Raw genomic sequence first — 15,439 nt, 5'->3', positions numbered from 1 at the left:
ATTCGGGGTTCGCGGGCAGGCTCACGATGAAAACCTCTACACAGTTGGCGATCCTTGCCGTGGTCGGCGGGGTGGGTGCGGGTTGGCACTACTACGGTGAACAGTTCGGGCTGCGCCCGCCGCTGGAGGTGATTGGCCTGCGTTCGGGCGCTTCGCAGGGTGCGGCGCGTGGCGGCGGCGCGGGGGGGCCGGTTGGCGTGATCGTCCAGCCCGTGCGGGTCGGACAGGTCGTCGAACGGGTCGAGAGCGTGGGCACGGTGCGTGCCCGCGAAGCCGTCACCATCACCACGAAGGTCGCCGGCATCGTCGAGGCGATCCGCTTCACCGAGGGCGAGCGCGTGGAAGCCGGCGCGACGCTGGTGCAACTGGATGCCGCGGCGCTGCGTGCGGAACTCGACCAGGCGCGCGCCATGCTGGATGATTCGCGAAGCCAGCTTGTGCGCGGGCGGCAGCTACAGGCCGGCGCGACCATCGCCGCCCAGCGGCTTGAGACCCTGGAGGCCGTGGCGCGCCAGGCCGAGGGCCGGGTCCGCCAGGCCGAGGCCCGGCTTGAGGAATTGCGCGTGAACGCGCCCTTCGCCGGGCGCGTTGGCCTGCGCCAGGTCAGCCCCGGCGCGCTGATCCAGCCGGGGACGGTGATCACGACGCTCGACGACACTGCGCGCGTGCGCGTCGAATTCTCGGTCCCCGAGGTCTATCTCGCCCGCATCCGCGTCGGCAGCGGTGTCACGGCGCATAGCAGCGCGTATGAGGGGCGCCGGTTCCAGGGAACGGTTGCGGTGATCGACACGCGCATCGATCCGGCGACGCGGTCAGTGCGCGTCATCAGCGAATTCGACAACGCGGATGAGGCTTTGCGCCCGGGTCTTTTCCTGACGATCGAACTGGTGCTCGAGCAACGCGAGCGTGCCCTGCTGGTCGCCGAAGAAGCGATCGATCCGGTCGGCGACCGCGCCTATGTCTATGTGGTGCGCGACGGCCGCGCGCGCCGGCAGGAGGTGCGGCTGGGCCTGCGGCTGCCCGGCGAGGTCGAGATCCGCGAGGGGCTGAACGCCGGCGAACCGGTGGTGGTCCGCGGCGTGCAGCGGCTGCGCAATGACATTCCCGTCCGGGTCACCGAGACCCTGACGCGACCGACCAGCTGACGGGAGCGAGGCGCCGATGGTTCTCTCCGACGTCTCGATCAAGCGTCCGGTCTTCGCCACCGTCATCAGCCTGATGCTGACGGTGCTCGGCATCTTCGCGCTGCTGCGCATGCCGATCCGCGAATACCCGGCGATCGACCCGCCGATCATCCAGATCACTACCACCTATCGCGGCGCATCGGCGCCGGTGGTGGACAGCCAGATCACCGAGCTGCTCGAAGCCGCCGTCGCGGGGATCGAGGGGATCAAGACCATCTCCTCCCAGTCGCGCGATGAGCGCAGCCAGATCACCCTGGAATTCCGCCTGACGCGCAATGTCGATGCCGCGGCGAACGACGTGCGCGACAAGGTGGCGCGCGCGCTCGCCAGGCTGCCGGAACAGGCCGATACGCCCGTTGTCGCCAAGGTGGATGGCGACAGCCGGCCGATCCTGTGGATCGCGCTGGCGTCGGACCGGCTCACGCCGCTCGACCTGACCGACCTTGCGCGCCGGCGCATCGTCGACCGGCTTGCCATCGTCGAGGGCGTGGCCCAGGTGCTGATCCAGGGCGAGCGGCGCTTCGCGATGCGCGTCTGGCTCGATCGCCAGGCGCTGGCGGCACGCAACCTGACGGTGCAGGACATCGAGGAGGCGATCCGGCGCGAGAACATCGAACTGCCCGGCGGCCGCATCGAGAGCCAGCAGCGCGAGTTGACGGTGCGCACCGACAGCCGCATGTCGCGCCCCGAGCAGTTCCGCGACATCGTCATCAGCCGCAATGCCGGCGGTGCCCAGGTGCTTCTGGGCGAGGTGGCGCGCATCGAGGTGGCGGCGGAGGACACGCGCGGCGGCTATCGCATCAACGGCCGCCCCGCGATCGGGCTTGGGATCCTGCGGCAATCCACGGCCAATACGCTGTCCGTCGCCAATGGCGTGAAGGAGGAGATGGCGCTGATCACGCCATCACTGCCCGAAGGCGTGGACACCATCATCGGCTATGACGAGAGCCTGTTCATCAGCCAGTCGATCTACGAGGTCGAGCACGCGCTGATGATCGCCCTCGCGCTGGTGATCGGCGTCATCTTCCTGTTCCTGCGATCGGTGCGCGCGACGATCATCCCCGCCGTCGCCATCCCGGTGTCGATCATCGCGTCCTTCATCGCCATGGCGGCGCTGGGCTTCTCGGTGAACGTGCTCACCTTGCTGGGCCTGGTGCTCGCCATCGGCCTGGTGGTGGACGACGCCATCGTGGTGCTGGAGAACATCCATCGACGGATCGAGGAGGGCGAGGAGCCGCTGCTCGCCTCGCTGCTCGGTGCGCGGGAGATCGCCTTCGCGGTCATCGCGACGACGCTGGTACTGGTCGCGGTGTTCGTGCCGCTGTCCTTCATGGGCGGCAATACCGGGCGGCTGTTCACGGAATTCGGCCTGGCACTGGCTGCGTCCGTGCTGTTCTCGGGACTCATCGCGCTGACGCTCACACCGATGATGTGCTCGAAACTGCTGAAGGCGCATCAGGGCGAGACGTGGTTCATCCGCGTCACCGAGCCCTTCTTCCTCGGCATGAACGGTGCGCTGCGCTGGACGCTGGACCGCGCGCTGCGAGCGCCGGTGCTGGTGCTGGGGGCTTCGGCCGCGATGTGCGGGCTCGCCGTGGTGCTCTATGCCATCCTGCCCAAGGAATTTGCGCCGACCGAGGATCGCGGCGTGGTCATCATCCCGACCACGGGGCCCGAAGGGGCTTCCTTCGGCTACACCATGGAGCACGTGACGCAGATCGAGCGTTTGCTGCAGCGCTATGCCGACAATGGCGAGGCGGAGGCGATCTTCTCCACCGTGGGCGGCTTCCAGCGCCCGGCGGTCGGCAATGTCGCGAATATCTTCATCCGCCTGTCGCCCTGGGCGCAACGCAGCCGCAAGCAGCAGGAGATCGCCGCGGAGGTCTTCCCGTTGATCGCTGCCATCCCCGGCGTACGCGGCTTTGCGCTCAACCCGCCCTCGCTGGGCGCGCGCGGCTTCCAGCCGCCGGTGCAGTTCGTCATCGGTGGGCCGGACTACGACACGCTGGTCGAATGGCGCGACCGCTTCCTGGAACGCGCACGGACCAATCCGCGGCTGCTCAACCTCGATCACAATTTCAAGGAAACCAAGCCCGAGATCCGCGTCAGCATCGACCGCCGCAAGGCCGCGGATCTGGGCATCTCCATCGCCGCCGTGGGTCGAACCATCGAGACGATGATGGGCTCGCGCGAGGTGACGACCTACGTCGTGGGCGGGCAGGAATACAAGGTACTGCTTCAGGCACCCGACGACCTTCGCCTGTCGCCCTATGACCTGCAGAACGTCTTCGTCCGGACCTCCTCGGGGGGGCTGGTGCCGCTGTCCAATGTCGTGACGATCTCCGAACGCGCCCGCGCCCAGACCCTGGCACGCGAGGACCGGGTGCGCGCCATCACCATCACCGCGTCGCTCGCTCCGGGCTATTCGCTCGGCGATGCGCTCGGTTTCCTTGATGGCGTGGCGCGGGAGGTGCTGCCGGCCGACGCCCGCATTTCCTATCGCGGCCAATCGCTGGAATTCAAGGAATCCTCCGGCGCGCTGTACGTCACCTTCGCCATGGCGCTGCTGGTGGTGTTCCTGGTGCTGGCCGCGCAGTTCGAAAGCTTCATCCACCCCTTCGTGATTCTGCTGTCCACGCCGCTCGCCATCACCGGTGGGTTGCTCGCGCTGTGGTGGACGGGGCAGTCGCTCAACATCTTCAGCCAGATCGGCATGATCCTGCTGATCGGGCTGATGGCGAAGAACGGCATCCTTGTCGTCGAATTCGCCAATCAGTTGCGCGACCGCGGCATGACCATCCGTGAAGCGGTGCTGGAAGCCTCCGTGGTCCGGCTGCGGCCGATCCTGATGACCTCGATCGCGACCGTGTTCGGTGCCTTCCCGCTGGCGATGGCGACCGGGGCGGGTGCCGAAAGCCGCCAGGCGCTGGGCGTGGTGATCGTGGGTGGGATCACGCTGTCCACCATCGTCACGCTGTATGCGGTGCCGGCGCTTTATCTGCTGCTCGCCCCCTATACCAAGCCGATCGGCGCGATCGCCGCGAAGCTTGCGGACCTGCAGGCCGGGCAGGGCAAGGGTCATGGCCATGGGCCCGGGCCCCAGCCGGCGGAGTGACGAGCCCGGCCGGAGGCGCTAGCCTCGGGCTTGGTTGGTTCCGAATCACGGGAAGGATGTCCGATGACTGAGTCACGGCGCGCCGCTGTTGGGCGCACGGGGGGCAAGCTGCTGGCGGATGCGCTGGTGGCGCAGGGTGTGACGCATGCCTTCTGCGTTCCGGGCGAATCCTATCTCGACCTGCTCGACGGGCTGTATTCGGTGCGCAACCGCCTGCAACTGGTCACCTGCCGCTTCGAGGCCGGCGCCGTCCACATGGCCGAGGCCTATGGCAAGCTGACCGGCAAGCCGGGTGTCGCCATCGTCACGCGCGGCCCCGGCGCCTGCCATGCCGCGATCGGCGTGCATGTCGCCTTCCAGGATTCCACGCCGCTGGTGCTGCTGGTCGGCCAGATCCCGGTCGATGAGACGGATCGCGAGACCTTCCAGGAGGTCGACTACCGTCAGATGTTCGGCCCGCTGGCCAAGTGGGTGACGCAGATCGACGACGAGAAACGCATCCCCGAGCTGATGGCGCATGCCTTCGATGTCGCGACGTCCGGCCGCCCCGGCCCCGTCGTGGTGGCGATCAGCGAGGAGATGCAGAAGCGCCTCGCCACCGTGCCGGACATCGGCCCGGCCGAGGTGCTGCCGCCGAACCCGGCCCCCGATGCGCTGCCGCGCGTGATGAAGATGCTGGGTGAGGCGAAGAAGCCGCTCGTGATCCTCGGCGGGTCGCGCTGGTCGGACCAGGGCCGCGCGGATATCCGGGACTGGCTGCTGGCCAACGACCTGCCGGTGTCGGTCGCCTTCCGCCGCATGGGGCTGTTCGACGGGACCTCGGCGAACTATGTCGGCGACCTCGGCGTCGGCGCCGATGGCGGGCTGGTCGCCAAGGCCAAGGAAGCGGACCTGATCCTGGCGATCGGCACGCGCATCGGCGAGCCCGTCAGCCAGGGCTACACGTTGCTCGACATGGCGGGTGCCACGCCGATCATCCATGTCTATCCGGACCAGGCGGAGATCGGGCGCGTCTATCGCCCGGCACTCGGCATCGTGTCGGAGGTCAACGCCTTCGCCGCCGCGGCCAAGGCGGCCGGTGCGGTGAAGAAGCCGGCCTGGGCGGCCTGGACCAAGGAACTGCGGGCGCTGCGCGTCGCGCAGGCCAAGCCGCAGGATTACGAAGGTCCGCTCAACCTCGCGACCGCGCTGCAGGAACTGGAGAAGGTCCTGCCCAAGGACACCATCTTCACCACCGACGCCGGCAACTTCGCGACCTGGCCGAACCGCTTCATGCATTTCAGCGAGAAGCAGGACTTCCTCGGGCCGACCAACGGCGCGATGGGGTATTCGGTGCCGGCGGCGATCGGGGCGAAGATCACGCATCCCGACCGCACGGTGATCGGCTTCGTCGGCGATGGCGGCTTCATGATGACGGGGCAGGAGATCGCCACCGCGTTCCATCATTCGGTCAACCCGATCATCATGGTCTTCAACAACCAGATGTACGGCACGATCCGCATGTACCAGGAACGCGCCTATCCGCACCGCGTCTCGGGCACCGCGCTGACCAACCCGGACTTCGCCAAGTTCATCGAGGCCTTCGGCGGACACGGCGAGATCGTCGAAACGACCGAGCAACTGGTCCCGGCGGTGAAGCGCGCCATGGCGTCCGGCAAGCCGGCGATTGTCGAGGTCCGCACCAACCCCGAGCAGGTGACGAACCGCGCGACCATCGCCGACCTGCGCGCGCAGGCGGCGAAGGCGGCGGCTGGCGTGGCCGAGGTTCCGGCGCAGGCCGCGCGCGTCACCCCAGCGCCCCGGCGCACCGGGCCGCGCATCCGCTGACGCGTCAGCGCGAGGTTGGCGTGGCGCCGACCTCGCGCAACACTTCCTCCGCCGTGCGCATCGCGGCGATCGCGGCGGGGAAGCCGGCATAGGCACAGGAATGGGTGATCACCTCGGCGATCTCCTCGGGCGTGCAGCCATTGTTCAGCGCGCCGACCAGATGGCCGCGCAACTCGTGATGCTGGCTCATCGCCACAAGCATGCCGATCGTCACCATGCTGCGCTCGCGGCGCGTGATCACATCCCGGGTCCACAGCGACGCGTACGGAAATTCCTCCGACAGGTGACGCAGCGCCTGGTTCAGCGGCGTCGTGCTGGCATCGCGCCTTGCGATATAGGCATCGCCGAGCACCTCGGTCATGGCCTTCCGCCCGGTGGATTGCAGCGCGCCATGCGCGTTATCGTCAGTCATCGTCGATCCTTCGGCATGATGATGGATGAGCATAGCCACGGCGCCGCGCAATGACGAAGGCGCTGCTGGTGGTCTTCCATTCCATGACCGGCGGGACGCGGCAGATGGCGCAGGCCGCGGCGCGCTCGGCCGCGGCGCAAGGCGTGGCGGTGCGTCTGCTTGAAGCGCGCGACACGACGGCGGAGGACCTGCTCGCGGCCGATGGCTACATGTTCGCCACGCCCGAGAACCTCGCCGCCATCGCGGGCATGATGAAGGATTTCTTCGACCGCACCTACTACGCGGCACTCGGACGCATCGAGGGTCGAGCCTTTGCCTTGATGGTCTGCGCCGGCAGCGACGGGACCAGCGCGGTGCGCCAGATGTCGCGCATTGCGACGGGGTGGCGGCTCCGCGCAATTGCCGAGCCGATCATCGTCTGCACATGGGCGCAGACGCCGGAGGCGATCCTTGCGCCGAAGATCATTTCGGCGATCGACATCGCGCGTTGCGAGGAACTGGGCGCAACGATCGGCGCGGGGCTCGCGATCGGGATGTACTGAACGGAGAGGGGCCTTGCCCCTCTCCGAACCTCACCCCACCAAAGGCCAACGGGCCTTTGGAATGCGGGATTTTGGCGGCAGGCGGGATTCAGTCGCGCCAGCCGATCCAGTCGCGGAACGCACCGCCCATCACGCGTTCCTGCGCCGGACCGTCCAGCCACGGCAATTCCTCGGTGAACAGCGTGATGCACTGTTTCCACGAACATGGCATGCGGGTGATGTCGGTACCCCAGAAGAAGCGCTCCGGGCCAAAGGCGTCGTACAGGCGGTGCAGCCCGTCATGGATGTCGTGGAACGGGTAGCCCTGCTGCGAATAGCCCGGCGCGCCCGTTGCCTTCAGAGCGACATTCGGCAGCCGCGCCAACGTGGTGACGGCATCGATGTCGGCGAAGGCCGCGGCACCCTTCTCATGGCGGATCAGCCCGCAATGATCGATGATCAGGCGCAGGCCCGGATGGCGTTCGGCGATGCGGCCGAACTCCGGCAGGAAACGCCAGGCCATGGTGGCGACGGGCAGGCCCTCGGCCTCCGCGACCGGCCACAGCCAGTCGAGCGTGCCGTCGAATGGCCAGTCCTTCTGGTCGGCTCGGATCAACGGGTAGCGCAGGCCGCATTGCCCCGGCCGGTCGCGCCAGCCCTTCAGAAGGAGGCGGCTCGACTGCGGCGTATCGAGCGGCACCTGGCCGAGCACGGCGAAGCGGTCCGGATACTGCGCCGCGGCGGCTTCCGCCAAGGCATTCGCATCCGGATCCCACGACACCGGCGGATGGATCACCGCCCCATCGACGCCGGCATCCGCCATCTCGGCGAGCAGTTCGTCCACCGTGAAGGACGACACCTGGCGATGGTCGCCGCTCGGCGTGCCGCTCGCCCAGATATGCACCTGCGCGTCGATGATCCGCATGGTCATGCTCCCGGCAGTTTCATGGAGGAAAAGCGGTTGTCGAGATGCTCGATCTCCAGGAAGCCGGCATCCGGGCCGAAGGCCTTGTAGATCGGGAAGGTCTTCATCACCGCGAGCGTCGCCGCGCTTTCCAGGGGCGAGATGAAGGAACAGTCCAGATCGAGGAAATGCGGCTGCCGGACCCAATGGGCGAGTTGCGGTGCCGACAATGCGAAGAAGCCGCTATGCGGGTTCATCGCGCGGCGGAACAGGACTGGTGCGCGACCCGGCATCGGCAGGGTCAGGAACGCCTCATCGGGCAACGGATCGCGCCAGCGTTCCGTGGCGCCGGGACGAAGATCCCCGTCGATCCAGGTCTTCAGCGTGGGCCCGGCCGGGTTCCATTCGAAGCGGTTCGGCATCAGCAGCCGCTTCCAGCCGAAGGCGTCCTGGAATGCGCGGATGCGATCGACGACGCCGGGATCGGCGATGCGCAGATCGTCCTCGGAATAGCAGAACAGGTCGTAGCCGTTGCGTGCCTCGGCGAACAGCCGGTGGGCGGCGAAGCCCAGCATGCGCGGATTGTCCACCTGCACCTTCACGTGGCGCACGCCGCGCGCCTTCGCGAAATCCTCGTCCAGCAGATGGTCGGCGCCGTTGGTGACGACGCAGATGTCGAGGCCATCCACCGTGCCGCGCTGCCGGTCGAAGCGCTTGGTCTCGATGTTCAGCGTGGTGGTCGCCCCTAGCGAGCCGCGCCATGAATCGATCGCGCGGCGCAGCACCGTGGCGCGCTGGTCGCGCCGATGCGCATCGGTGGAGGAATGCGTCGAGCCCGCCTCGGCCTTGAAGTAGTGGACCAGGGCGAGAAGGATGCGCATCAGCGACCCACCGCGTAGCCCTGCATGCCGCGCGGATTGGCGCCGGCGCGGATGGTGCCGTCGGCTTCCCGCCGCGCACCGGACAGCCGGCCTTCCGACCATTCGCCGCCCATCTCCGCGGCATGGCCACGCCCGATCAGGTCGGCTAGCACCTCGGGCGCATAGCGGCCTTCGATCACGGCCTTGTTGGGCTTCGCACCGCGCGGCCAGAAGGAACTGATCCAATGTTCGGAATGGAAGGAAGGCAGGTCGATCGCCTGCTGGATGTTCAGCCCGTGATGGATCATGCGCATCAGCATGATGGGCTGCCACTGGTCCTGCTGCTCGCCGCCCGGCGTGCCGAAGGACAGCCAGGGCTTGCCGTCGCGCAGTACCATCGACGGCGACAGCGTCGTGCGTGGCCGCTTGCCCGGCTGCAGGCCGTTCGGCAGCGTCTCATCCAGCCAGAACATCTGGCAGCGCGAGCCGAGGCAGAAGCCAAGTTCCGGAATGGTCGGCGAGGACTGCAGCCAGCCGGCCGAGGGCGTGGCGCTGACCATGTTGCCATCCCTGTCGATGACATCGACATGGCAGGTATCGCCGCCGGACGCACCGAGGCGCGACACGGTCGGCTCGCCCGAGCCCATTGCCACCGCCAATTCCTTCGACCGCCGGATCGCCGCGGCATAGTCGGTGCGCGGCGTCAGCCCATCGGGGCTGCCCGGGCGGAACTCCATCGAAGCGCGCGGGCCCATCAGCGCGCGGCGCGCATCGCTGTAGGCGGGCGACAGCAACGTGGTCATCGGCACATCGGCGAATTCCGGGTCGCCGTAGAACGCCTCGCGATCGGCGAAGGCGAGTTTCTGCGCCTCGATGACATGGTGGATGAAGTCGGCGCCGACCGGATCCATCGCACCGACATCGAAACCGGCCATCAGCGCCATGGTCTGGAGCATGGCCGGGCCCTGGCTCCAGGGGCCGCACTTCAGGACGGTGTGGCCGTGGTAGTCGAGGGGCGTCGGCGCCTCGATGCCCGCCGACCAGCGCGCCATGTCGTCGGCCGTGATCACGCCTCGATTGCGCCTGCCGGACGTGTCCATCGCCTCGGTCGTCGTGGCGAACTTGCCGATCGCCTCGGCGACGAAGCCGCGATACCAGGCGGCGCGGGCGGCATCGACCTGCTTCTCGCGCGAGCCGCCGGCGGCCTCCGCTTCACGCACCACGCGGTCATAGGTGTCGGCCAGCGTGGGGTTGGCAAAAAGGCCGTTCGGTTCCGGCCCGCCATTCTTCAGCCACAGCGCGGCCGAGGTCGGCCATTCGGTCTCGAACAGCGGGCGGACGCTTTCGATCGTCGCGCGGATGCGCGGGACCATCGGCGCGCCGTGCCGCGCATAGCCGATGGCGTAGGCCAGCACGTCGCGCACGGACCAGGTCCCGTGGTCGCGCAGCATCAGCATCCAGGCGTCGAAGGCGCCGGGGATGGGCGTGGCCAGCAGGCCGGTGCCGGGCATGATCTCCATCCCCAGCTGGTCGCGCACCAACCCGACCGTCAGCCCGGACGGTGCGGGCCCCTGGCCGCAGATCACCTGCTGCGTGCCGGTCCGCGCGCTGTGCAGGATGATCGGACAGTCGCCACCGGGACCGTTCAGATGCGGCTCGACGATCTGCAAGGCGAAGCCCGCGGCGGCGGCGGCGTCGAAGGCATTGCCCCCGCGTTCGAGCACCGACATGCCGACCTGGCTGGCGATCCAATGCGTCGAGGCGACGGCGCCGAAGGTGCCGATGATCTCGGGGCGGGTGGTGAACATGCTGGGCGCCTCCTTGGCGGGGAAGCCGATCATCTCCGGCGTCACGGCGGACATGTGGGCGGTTCCTCGGTCTTGCAGCGAAACTCGTCGCGCGGCAGACCGGGCGCGTCAATCCTGCGGGGGCGAAGGGTGATGCTGGTGGCGGTGGTCGGGCCTTCCGGGGCGGGCAAGGATACGCTGATGGAGCTGGCGCGGGCGCAGTTGGACAGCGATCCGCGCTTCCGTTTCGTCCAACGCGCCATCACCCGGCCGGCTGAGGCCGGCGGCGAGGCGCACCGGCCACTGGGCGTGGCGGAATTCGAGGCGGAATGCGAGGCCGGCGGCTTCGCCCTGCATTGGGACGTCCACGGACTGCGCTACGGCATCCCGCGCGACATCGAGGCCGATCTTGCCGCAGGGCGGGTGGTGGTGGCGAACCTGTCGCGCAGCGTGCTGGCGGACGCCGCGTCACGCTATGCGTTGCGCGTGCTGGTGGTCACGGCCCCGATCGCCGTGCTGGCTGCGCGGCTGGCCGCACGCGGGCGCGAGACGCCAGAGGACATCGCCGCCCGGCTGGCGCGCGAGATGAGGCTGGCGCCGGGTCTCGACGTGGTCACGGTGATGAACGACGCGACGCCGGAGGACGGCGCTGCGCGGGTCGTCGCGGCACTCACCCGCGCAGCGGAAGACGCTCGGCGATCGTGAAGGGGGCGCCGGGTGCGGGCTGGACGAACAGGCTGACGGCGGAAACGCGCCGTGTGCGCCCCGGCGCTTCGCCGAGGAACGCCGTCACCGCTGGCATCAGCACCGCCTTCTCCTCGGCTCCGAGGCGCCGCGTCAGCGTGACGTGGAAGCGCCATTCCTCGAAGACGTAGGGATAGCCCCAGCGGGCCAGGTGGTCGCGCTGCAATTCGGTCAGGCGTTCGGGGCGGCGGCGGGCGATCTCGGCAGCATCCGGCGGCGTGCGGTGATCGTCCAGCGCCGTGACGCACGCATCGGCGAGGGCGTGCAGGGCGGGGCAGGGGGCGTCCTCGCGCAGCGCGAGGAAGCCATAGAGGTCTTGCACGGACAGCGGCGGCAGGTCGAAGGGCGCGGTGCGCGCTGCGAGTTCGGCCGTCGCGTCCCGCGCCGCCACATAGCCATGGGCCAGTCGGAAGGGTGGCTTCAATGTCGCGTGCAGGCCATAGCCACGCGGGTCGGACGTTGCCTGCGCCAGATCGATTCCACCGATCGCCGGCTGCGCCACTGCCACGCCGCGCACGGCATCGCGCCCGAGCCAGGTGGAGCCGCGTGCGTGCAGCGGATCGTCGTCCTCCGGCGCCCAATAGAGCGCCAAGCGGTGGGGCGTCATGCGACGCGGCTGCCCTCTCGCCACACGCGCCGCACCACCGGGATGTCCTCGACCGGCCGCACCTGCACGAGATCGGCGCGCAAGCCGGCTTCCAACCGGCCGCGATCGGGTAGGCGGGCCATGCGGGCCGGGGCCTCGGCGATCATCGCGACCGCCGCCGGCAGGGTGATGCCGGTTTGTTCCACCGTGCGCCAGGCGGCCTCGATCATGGAGGCCGGGACGTAATCGGAGGCGAAAGCATCGGCCGCCCCCGCGCGCACCAGATCGGCCGCCGCCACATTGCCGGAATGGCTTCCGCCGCGGACGATGTTGGGCGCGCCCGCGATCACCGCGACGCCCGCATCGCGCGCTGCCTCGGCGGCTTCCATCGCCACCGGGAATTCGCTGATGGCGATGCCGTCGGCGAGGTTGCGGCGCACTTCCTCGGGCGAATCATCGTCGTGGGAGGCGACCGGCAATTCGCGGTGGCGGATGCGGTTGAGCAGCCAGGCGCGTTGAGGCTCGCGGAGGCGTTCGCGCTGGGCGAGCAGTTCCTCGATGCGGCTTTCCACCTGTTCGACCGTCATGCTGGTCTGCTTGCGGCGCATGGTGACGTAGCGCGGAATGTCACGGTACTGCCCGACGCCCGGTGAATGGTCCATCAGGCTGACCATGCGCACCAACGGGTGGTCGGCGACCGGGTCAAGCGCCGGCACCATGTCGGCGGCGGGCAATTCGCAGCGCAGATGCAGGAAATGCTCGGACCGCATCACGCCGGCCGCGGTCAACGCATCGAGATCGGCGACGCCGTCGAGGAAGGTCTGCCCGCGTCCCTGGTCGAAGCCGAGGTCGCCGAGGCAGAGCGCATCGAACACGGTGGTTACGCCGGCCGCGGCGCATTGCGCGTCATGCGCGATCATCGCCGAACGCGACGGCCAGCGGGCGTTGGTGCGCGGCTGCACCTGGCGTTCCAGGTTGTCGGTGTGCACATCGACGACACCGGGGATCAGGTGGTCGCCTTCCATGTCGCGCGCCGCCGACGCATGGCTGCGGCCCCGCTGCACCTCGGCAATGCGTCCCGCGCGGATCACCAGCGTGCCGTGGATCACCTCGTCGGGCAGGACGAGATAGGCGTTGGTCAGGATGGTTTCGTCGGTCATGCGGCGTCCTGCTGGGGGAGCACGTCGAACAGGCGGTCGGCCACGGCCTCGCGCACCTCGGTATCGTGGAAGATGCCGATGATGGCGGCACCGGCGGCCTTGGCTTCATTGATCAGGGAGAGCACGACGGCGCGGTTGGCGCCGTCGAGGCTGGCGGTCGGTTCATCTAGCAGCAACACGGGGTAGCCGGGCGCGAAGCCGCGGGCAAGGTTCACCCGCTGCTGCTCGCCGCCCGAGAAGGTCGCCGGCGGCAGCCCATGCAGCCGCTCGGGCAGGTTGAGCCGGTGCAGCAGGGCGGTGGCGCGGGCCAGCGCGTCGTCGCGCTTCATGCCGCGGGCGATCAACGGCTCGGCCACGATGTCGCGCGTGGCCACGCGCGGGATGACGCGCAGGAATTGGGAGACGTAGCCGAGTGTCTCCCGCCGCACCTCGATCACCGTTCGGGGATCGGCGGTGGCGAGGTCCAGATCAGCCCCGCGATGGCGCAGGATGATGCGACCGGCGCCGGCGCCGTAATTACCGTAGAGGCAGCGCATCAGGGTGGATTTTCCCGCCCCCGACGGCCCCCACAGGGCGACGCATTCCCCGGGATGGACAGCGAGATCGACATCACCCAGCACCGGGATATGCGTCCCGCCCTGGAGGTGCAGCGTGAAGGCCTTGCCCAGACCTTCGGTGCGCAGTGCGGGGGTCATGCCGCGAGCACCGAGGAGACGAGCAGTTGCGTATAGGGATGCTGCGGATCGTCCAGCACCCGGTCGGTCAGCCCCTGTTCCACCACGCGGCCCCGCCGCATCACCAGGATGCGGTCCGCAAGCAGCCTGGCGGCCGCGATGTCATGCGTCACGATCAGCACCGAAAGCCCGAGTTCGCGCGACAGCGAGCGGATCAGGTCGAGCAGGCGCGCCTGCACCGACACGTCGAGCCCGCCGGTCGGTTCATCCATGAAGACCAGCCTCGGGTGCGTGACCAGGGTGCGGGCGATCTGCAGCCGCTGCTGCATGCCGCCCGAGAAGGTGCGCGGCAGGTCATCGATGCGCGAGCCGTCGATCTCGACCTTCGACAGCCAGGACAGCGCCTGCGCCCGTATATTGCCGTAGTGGCGGGCGCCGACGGCCATCAGCCTTTCGCCGACATTGCCGCCGGCCGAGACCGCCAGCCGCAGCCCGTCGCGCGGATTCTGGTGCACGAAGCCCCATTCGGTGCGCATCAGGCGACGGCGCGCGGCCTCGCCCATGGCGAGCACATCCTGGCCGAGCCAATGCACGCTGCCGGCATCGGGGGCCATCATGCCCGACAGCACGCGCAGCAGCGTGGTCTTGCCCGAACCGGATTCACCGACGATGGCGACGACCTCGCCGGCAGTGATGTCGATATCGACATCGATCAGCGCAGGAATGGCGCCGAAGCGCAGGGTCAGGCCCTTCGCTTCCAGCAGCGGCGTCAGGCCGGGGGCCTGCGAGACATGCGTTGTCATTCGGCGGCCTCCTTGGCCGCATCGGCCTGGCGCTCGGCGCAGAAATCGGTGTCGGAGCAGACGAACAGCCGCCCGCCGGCATCGTCGGTGATCACCTCATCGAGATAGGTGTCGCCGCTGCCGCACAGCGCGCAGACATGCGGCGCGCGGATCGGGCGGAAGGGATGGTCCTCGAAGTCCAGGCTGCGCACATCGGTATAGGGCGGGATGGCGTAGATGCGCTTCTCGCGCCCCGCACCGAATAATTGCAGCGCGGCCATGCGGTGCATCTTCGGATTGTCGAAGGCCGGGATGGGGGAGGGGGACATCAGGTAGCGGCCATTCACCATCACCGGATAATCATAGGCCTTGGCGATGTGGCCGAGCCGGGCGATGTCCTCGTACAGCCGTACATGCATCAGCCCGTAATCGGCCAGCGCATGCAGCCGCTTCGTCTCGGTGCGGCGCGGCTCAAGCTTGAACAGCGGCTCGGGCTGCGGGACCTGGTAGACGATGATCTGGTCTTCCCGCAGCGCGCGTTCGGGGATGCGGTGGCGGGTCTGCACCACGGTCGCGTCCGCTGTGTGTTCGGTCGTCGCCACGCCGGCCACGCGGGTGAAGAAGCGGCGGATGGAAATTGCGTTGGTCGTATCGTCCGCGCCCTGGTCGATCACCTTCAGCGTGTCATCCGGCCCAAGGATCGACGCCGTCACCTGGATGCCGCCGGTGCCCCAGCCATAGGGCAACGGCATCTCCCGCGCGCCGAAGGGGATCTGGTGGCCGGGGATGGCGACGGCCTTGAGCAGTGCGCGGCGGATCATCCGCTTCGTCGCTTCGTCGAGATAGGCGAAGTTGTAGCCTTCGATCGCGCCGGAGGCGCGTA

General features: G+C 68.7%; 14 protein-coding genes. 5 read left to right on the top strand and 9 right to left on the bottom strand.

Features of this window, described 5'->3' with window-relative positions; translation table 11 throughout:
* The first annotated feature begins 26 nt into the window (after positions 1 to 26).
* From AAFN86_RS17945 to AAFN86_RS17935, 3 genes are all read left to right on the top strand, one after another.
* Positions 27 to 1,145, top strand: coding sequence for an efflux RND transporter periplasmic adaptor subunit (locus AAFN86_RS17945; protein ID WP_347544779.1), 1,119 nt, complete (start codon positions 27 to 29; stop codon positions 1,143 to 1,145).
* A gap of 16 nt (positions 1,146 to 1,161) precedes the next feature.
* Positions 1,162 to 4,299: an efflux RND transporter permease subunit gene (locus tag AAFN86_RS17940; protein WP_347544778.1), complete on the top strand. Its 3,138-nt coding sequence runs from the start codon at positions 1,162 to 1,164 to the stop codon at positions 4,297 to 4,299.
* A gap of 63 nt (positions 4,300 to 4,362) precedes the next feature.
* Positions 4,363 to 6,126, top strand: coding sequence for a thiamine pyrophosphate-dependent enzyme (locus AAFN86_RS17935; RefSeq protein ID WP_347544777.1), 1,764 nt, complete (start codon positions 4,363 to 4,365; stop codon positions 6,124 to 6,126).
* 4 nt (positions 6,127 to 6,130) lie between these two features.
* Here AAFN86_RS17935 and AAFN86_RS17930 read toward each other — a convergent pair whose 3' ends face one another.
* Positions 6,131 to 6,538, bottom strand: coding sequence for a carboxymuconolactone decarboxylase family protein (locus AAFN86_RS17930; RefSeq protein ID WP_347544776.1), 408 nt, complete (start codon positions 6,536 to 6,538; stop codon positions 6,131 to 6,133).
* 50 nt (positions 6,539 to 6,588) lie between these two features.
* On the opposite strand from AAFN86_RS17930, the gene AAFN86_RS17925 reads away from it, so the two are divergent.
* On the top strand, positions 6,589 to 7,080 hold the full coding sequence (locus AAFN86_RS17925) for an NAD(P)H-dependent oxidoreductase (RefSeq protein WP_347544775.1): 492 nt from the start codon (positions 6,589 to 6,591) through the stop codon (positions 7,078 to 7,080).
* Between the two features lie 88 nt (positions 7,081 to 7,168).
* Here the strand turns inward: AAFN86_RS17925 and AAFN86_RS17920 are convergent, their stop codons facing one another.
* From AAFN86_RS17920 to AAFN86_RS17910, 3 genes are read right to left on the bottom strand one after another with little or no spacing between them, the layout of a single operon-like run.
* On the bottom strand, positions 7,169 to 7,990 hold the full coding sequence (locus AAFN86_RS17920) for an amidohydrolase family protein (protein WP_347544774.1): 822 nt from the start codon (positions 7,988 to 7,990) through the stop codon (positions 7,169 to 7,171).
* Positions 7,987 to 8,844 (bottom strand): hypothetical protein, encoded by an 858-nt coding sequence (locus AAFN86_RS17915; RefSeq protein WP_347544772.1) that lies wholly within the window; start codon positions 8,842 to 8,844, stop codon positions 7,987 to 7,989. Before AAFN86_RS17915 ends, AAFN86_RS17920 begins: the two co-directional genes overlap by 4 nt.
* The gene (locus tag AAFN86_RS17910) at positions 8,844 to 10,685 is read right to left on the bottom strand and encodes a gamma-glutamyltransferase (RefSeq protein ID WP_347544771.1); all 1,842 of its coding nucleotides are present in this window, start codon (positions 10,683 to 10,685) and stop codon (positions 8,844 to 8,846) included. The genes AAFN86_RS17915 and AAFN86_RS17910 overlap by 1 nt, the downstream gene beginning before the upstream one ends.
* 78 nt (positions 10,686 to 10,763) lie before the next feature.
* Between AAFN86_RS17910 and phnN the strand changes: the two genes are divergently transcribed.
* The gene (gene phnN / locus AAFN86_RS17905) at positions 10,764 to 11,315 is read left to right on the top strand and encodes a phosphonate metabolism protein/1,5-bisphosphokinase (PRPP-forming) PhnN (RefSeq protein ID WP_347544769.1); all 552 of its coding nucleotides are present in this window, start codon (positions 10,764 to 10,766) and stop codon (positions 11,313 to 11,315) included.
* Here the strand turns inward: phnN and AAFN86_RS17900 are convergent.
* The 5 genes from AAFN86_RS17900 to AAFN86_RS17880 are packed head-to-tail and all read right to left on the bottom strand — an operon-like array spanning position 11,281 to position 15,422.
* A complete protein-coding gene (locus AAFN86_RS17900; protein ID WP_347544768.1) occupies positions 11,281 to 11,961 on the bottom strand; it encodes a DUF1045 domain-containing protein in 681 nt (226 codons plus the stop codon). The genes phnN and AAFN86_RS17900 overlap by 35 nt on opposite strands.
* Complete coding sequence (locus tag AAFN86_RS17895; protein ID WP_347544767.1) at positions 11,958 to 13,100, bottom strand: alpha-D-ribose 1-methylphosphonate 5-triphosphate diphosphatase; 1,143 nt, start codon at positions 13,098 to 13,100, stop codon at positions 11,958 to 11,960. The genes AAFN86_RS17900 and AAFN86_RS17895 overlap by 4 nt, the downstream gene beginning before the upstream one ends.
* Entirely contained in the window at positions 13,097 to 13,795 is a 699-nt protein-coding gene (phnL, locus tag AAFN86_RS17890; RefSeq protein WP_347544766.1) for a phosphonate C-P lyase system protein PhnL, read from the bottom strand. The genes AAFN86_RS17895 and phnL overlap by 4 nt, the downstream gene beginning before the upstream one ends.
* On the bottom strand, positions 13,792 to 14,577 hold the full coding sequence (phnK, locus tag AAFN86_RS17885; RefSeq protein ID WP_347544764.1) for a phosphonate C-P lyase system protein PhnK: 786 nt from the start codon (positions 14,575 to 14,577) through the stop codon (positions 13,792 to 13,794). Before phnK ends, phnL begins: the two co-directional genes overlap by 4 nt.
* Positions 14,574 to 15,422 (bottom strand): alpha-D-ribose 1-methylphosphonate 5-phosphate C-P-lyase PhnJ, encoded by an 849-nt coding sequence (locus AAFN86_RS17880; protein ID WP_347544938.1) that lies wholly within the window; start codon positions 15,420 to 15,422, stop codon positions 14,574 to 14,576. Before AAFN86_RS17880 ends, phnK begins: the two co-directional genes overlap by 4 nt.
* Positions 15,423 to 15,439: the final 17 nt, after the last annotated feature.

The sequence above is a fragment of the Roseomonas sp. CAU 1739 genome (assembly GCF_039839775.1).
In the GTDB taxonomy this organism is placed as follows: domain Bacteria; phylum Pseudomonadota; class Alphaproteobacteria; order Acetobacterales; family Acetobacteraceae; genus Neoroseomonas.
The sequence above is the reverse complement of the archived record's forward strand: the minus strand, read 5'-3'. Positions and strand labels throughout refer to the sequence as shown.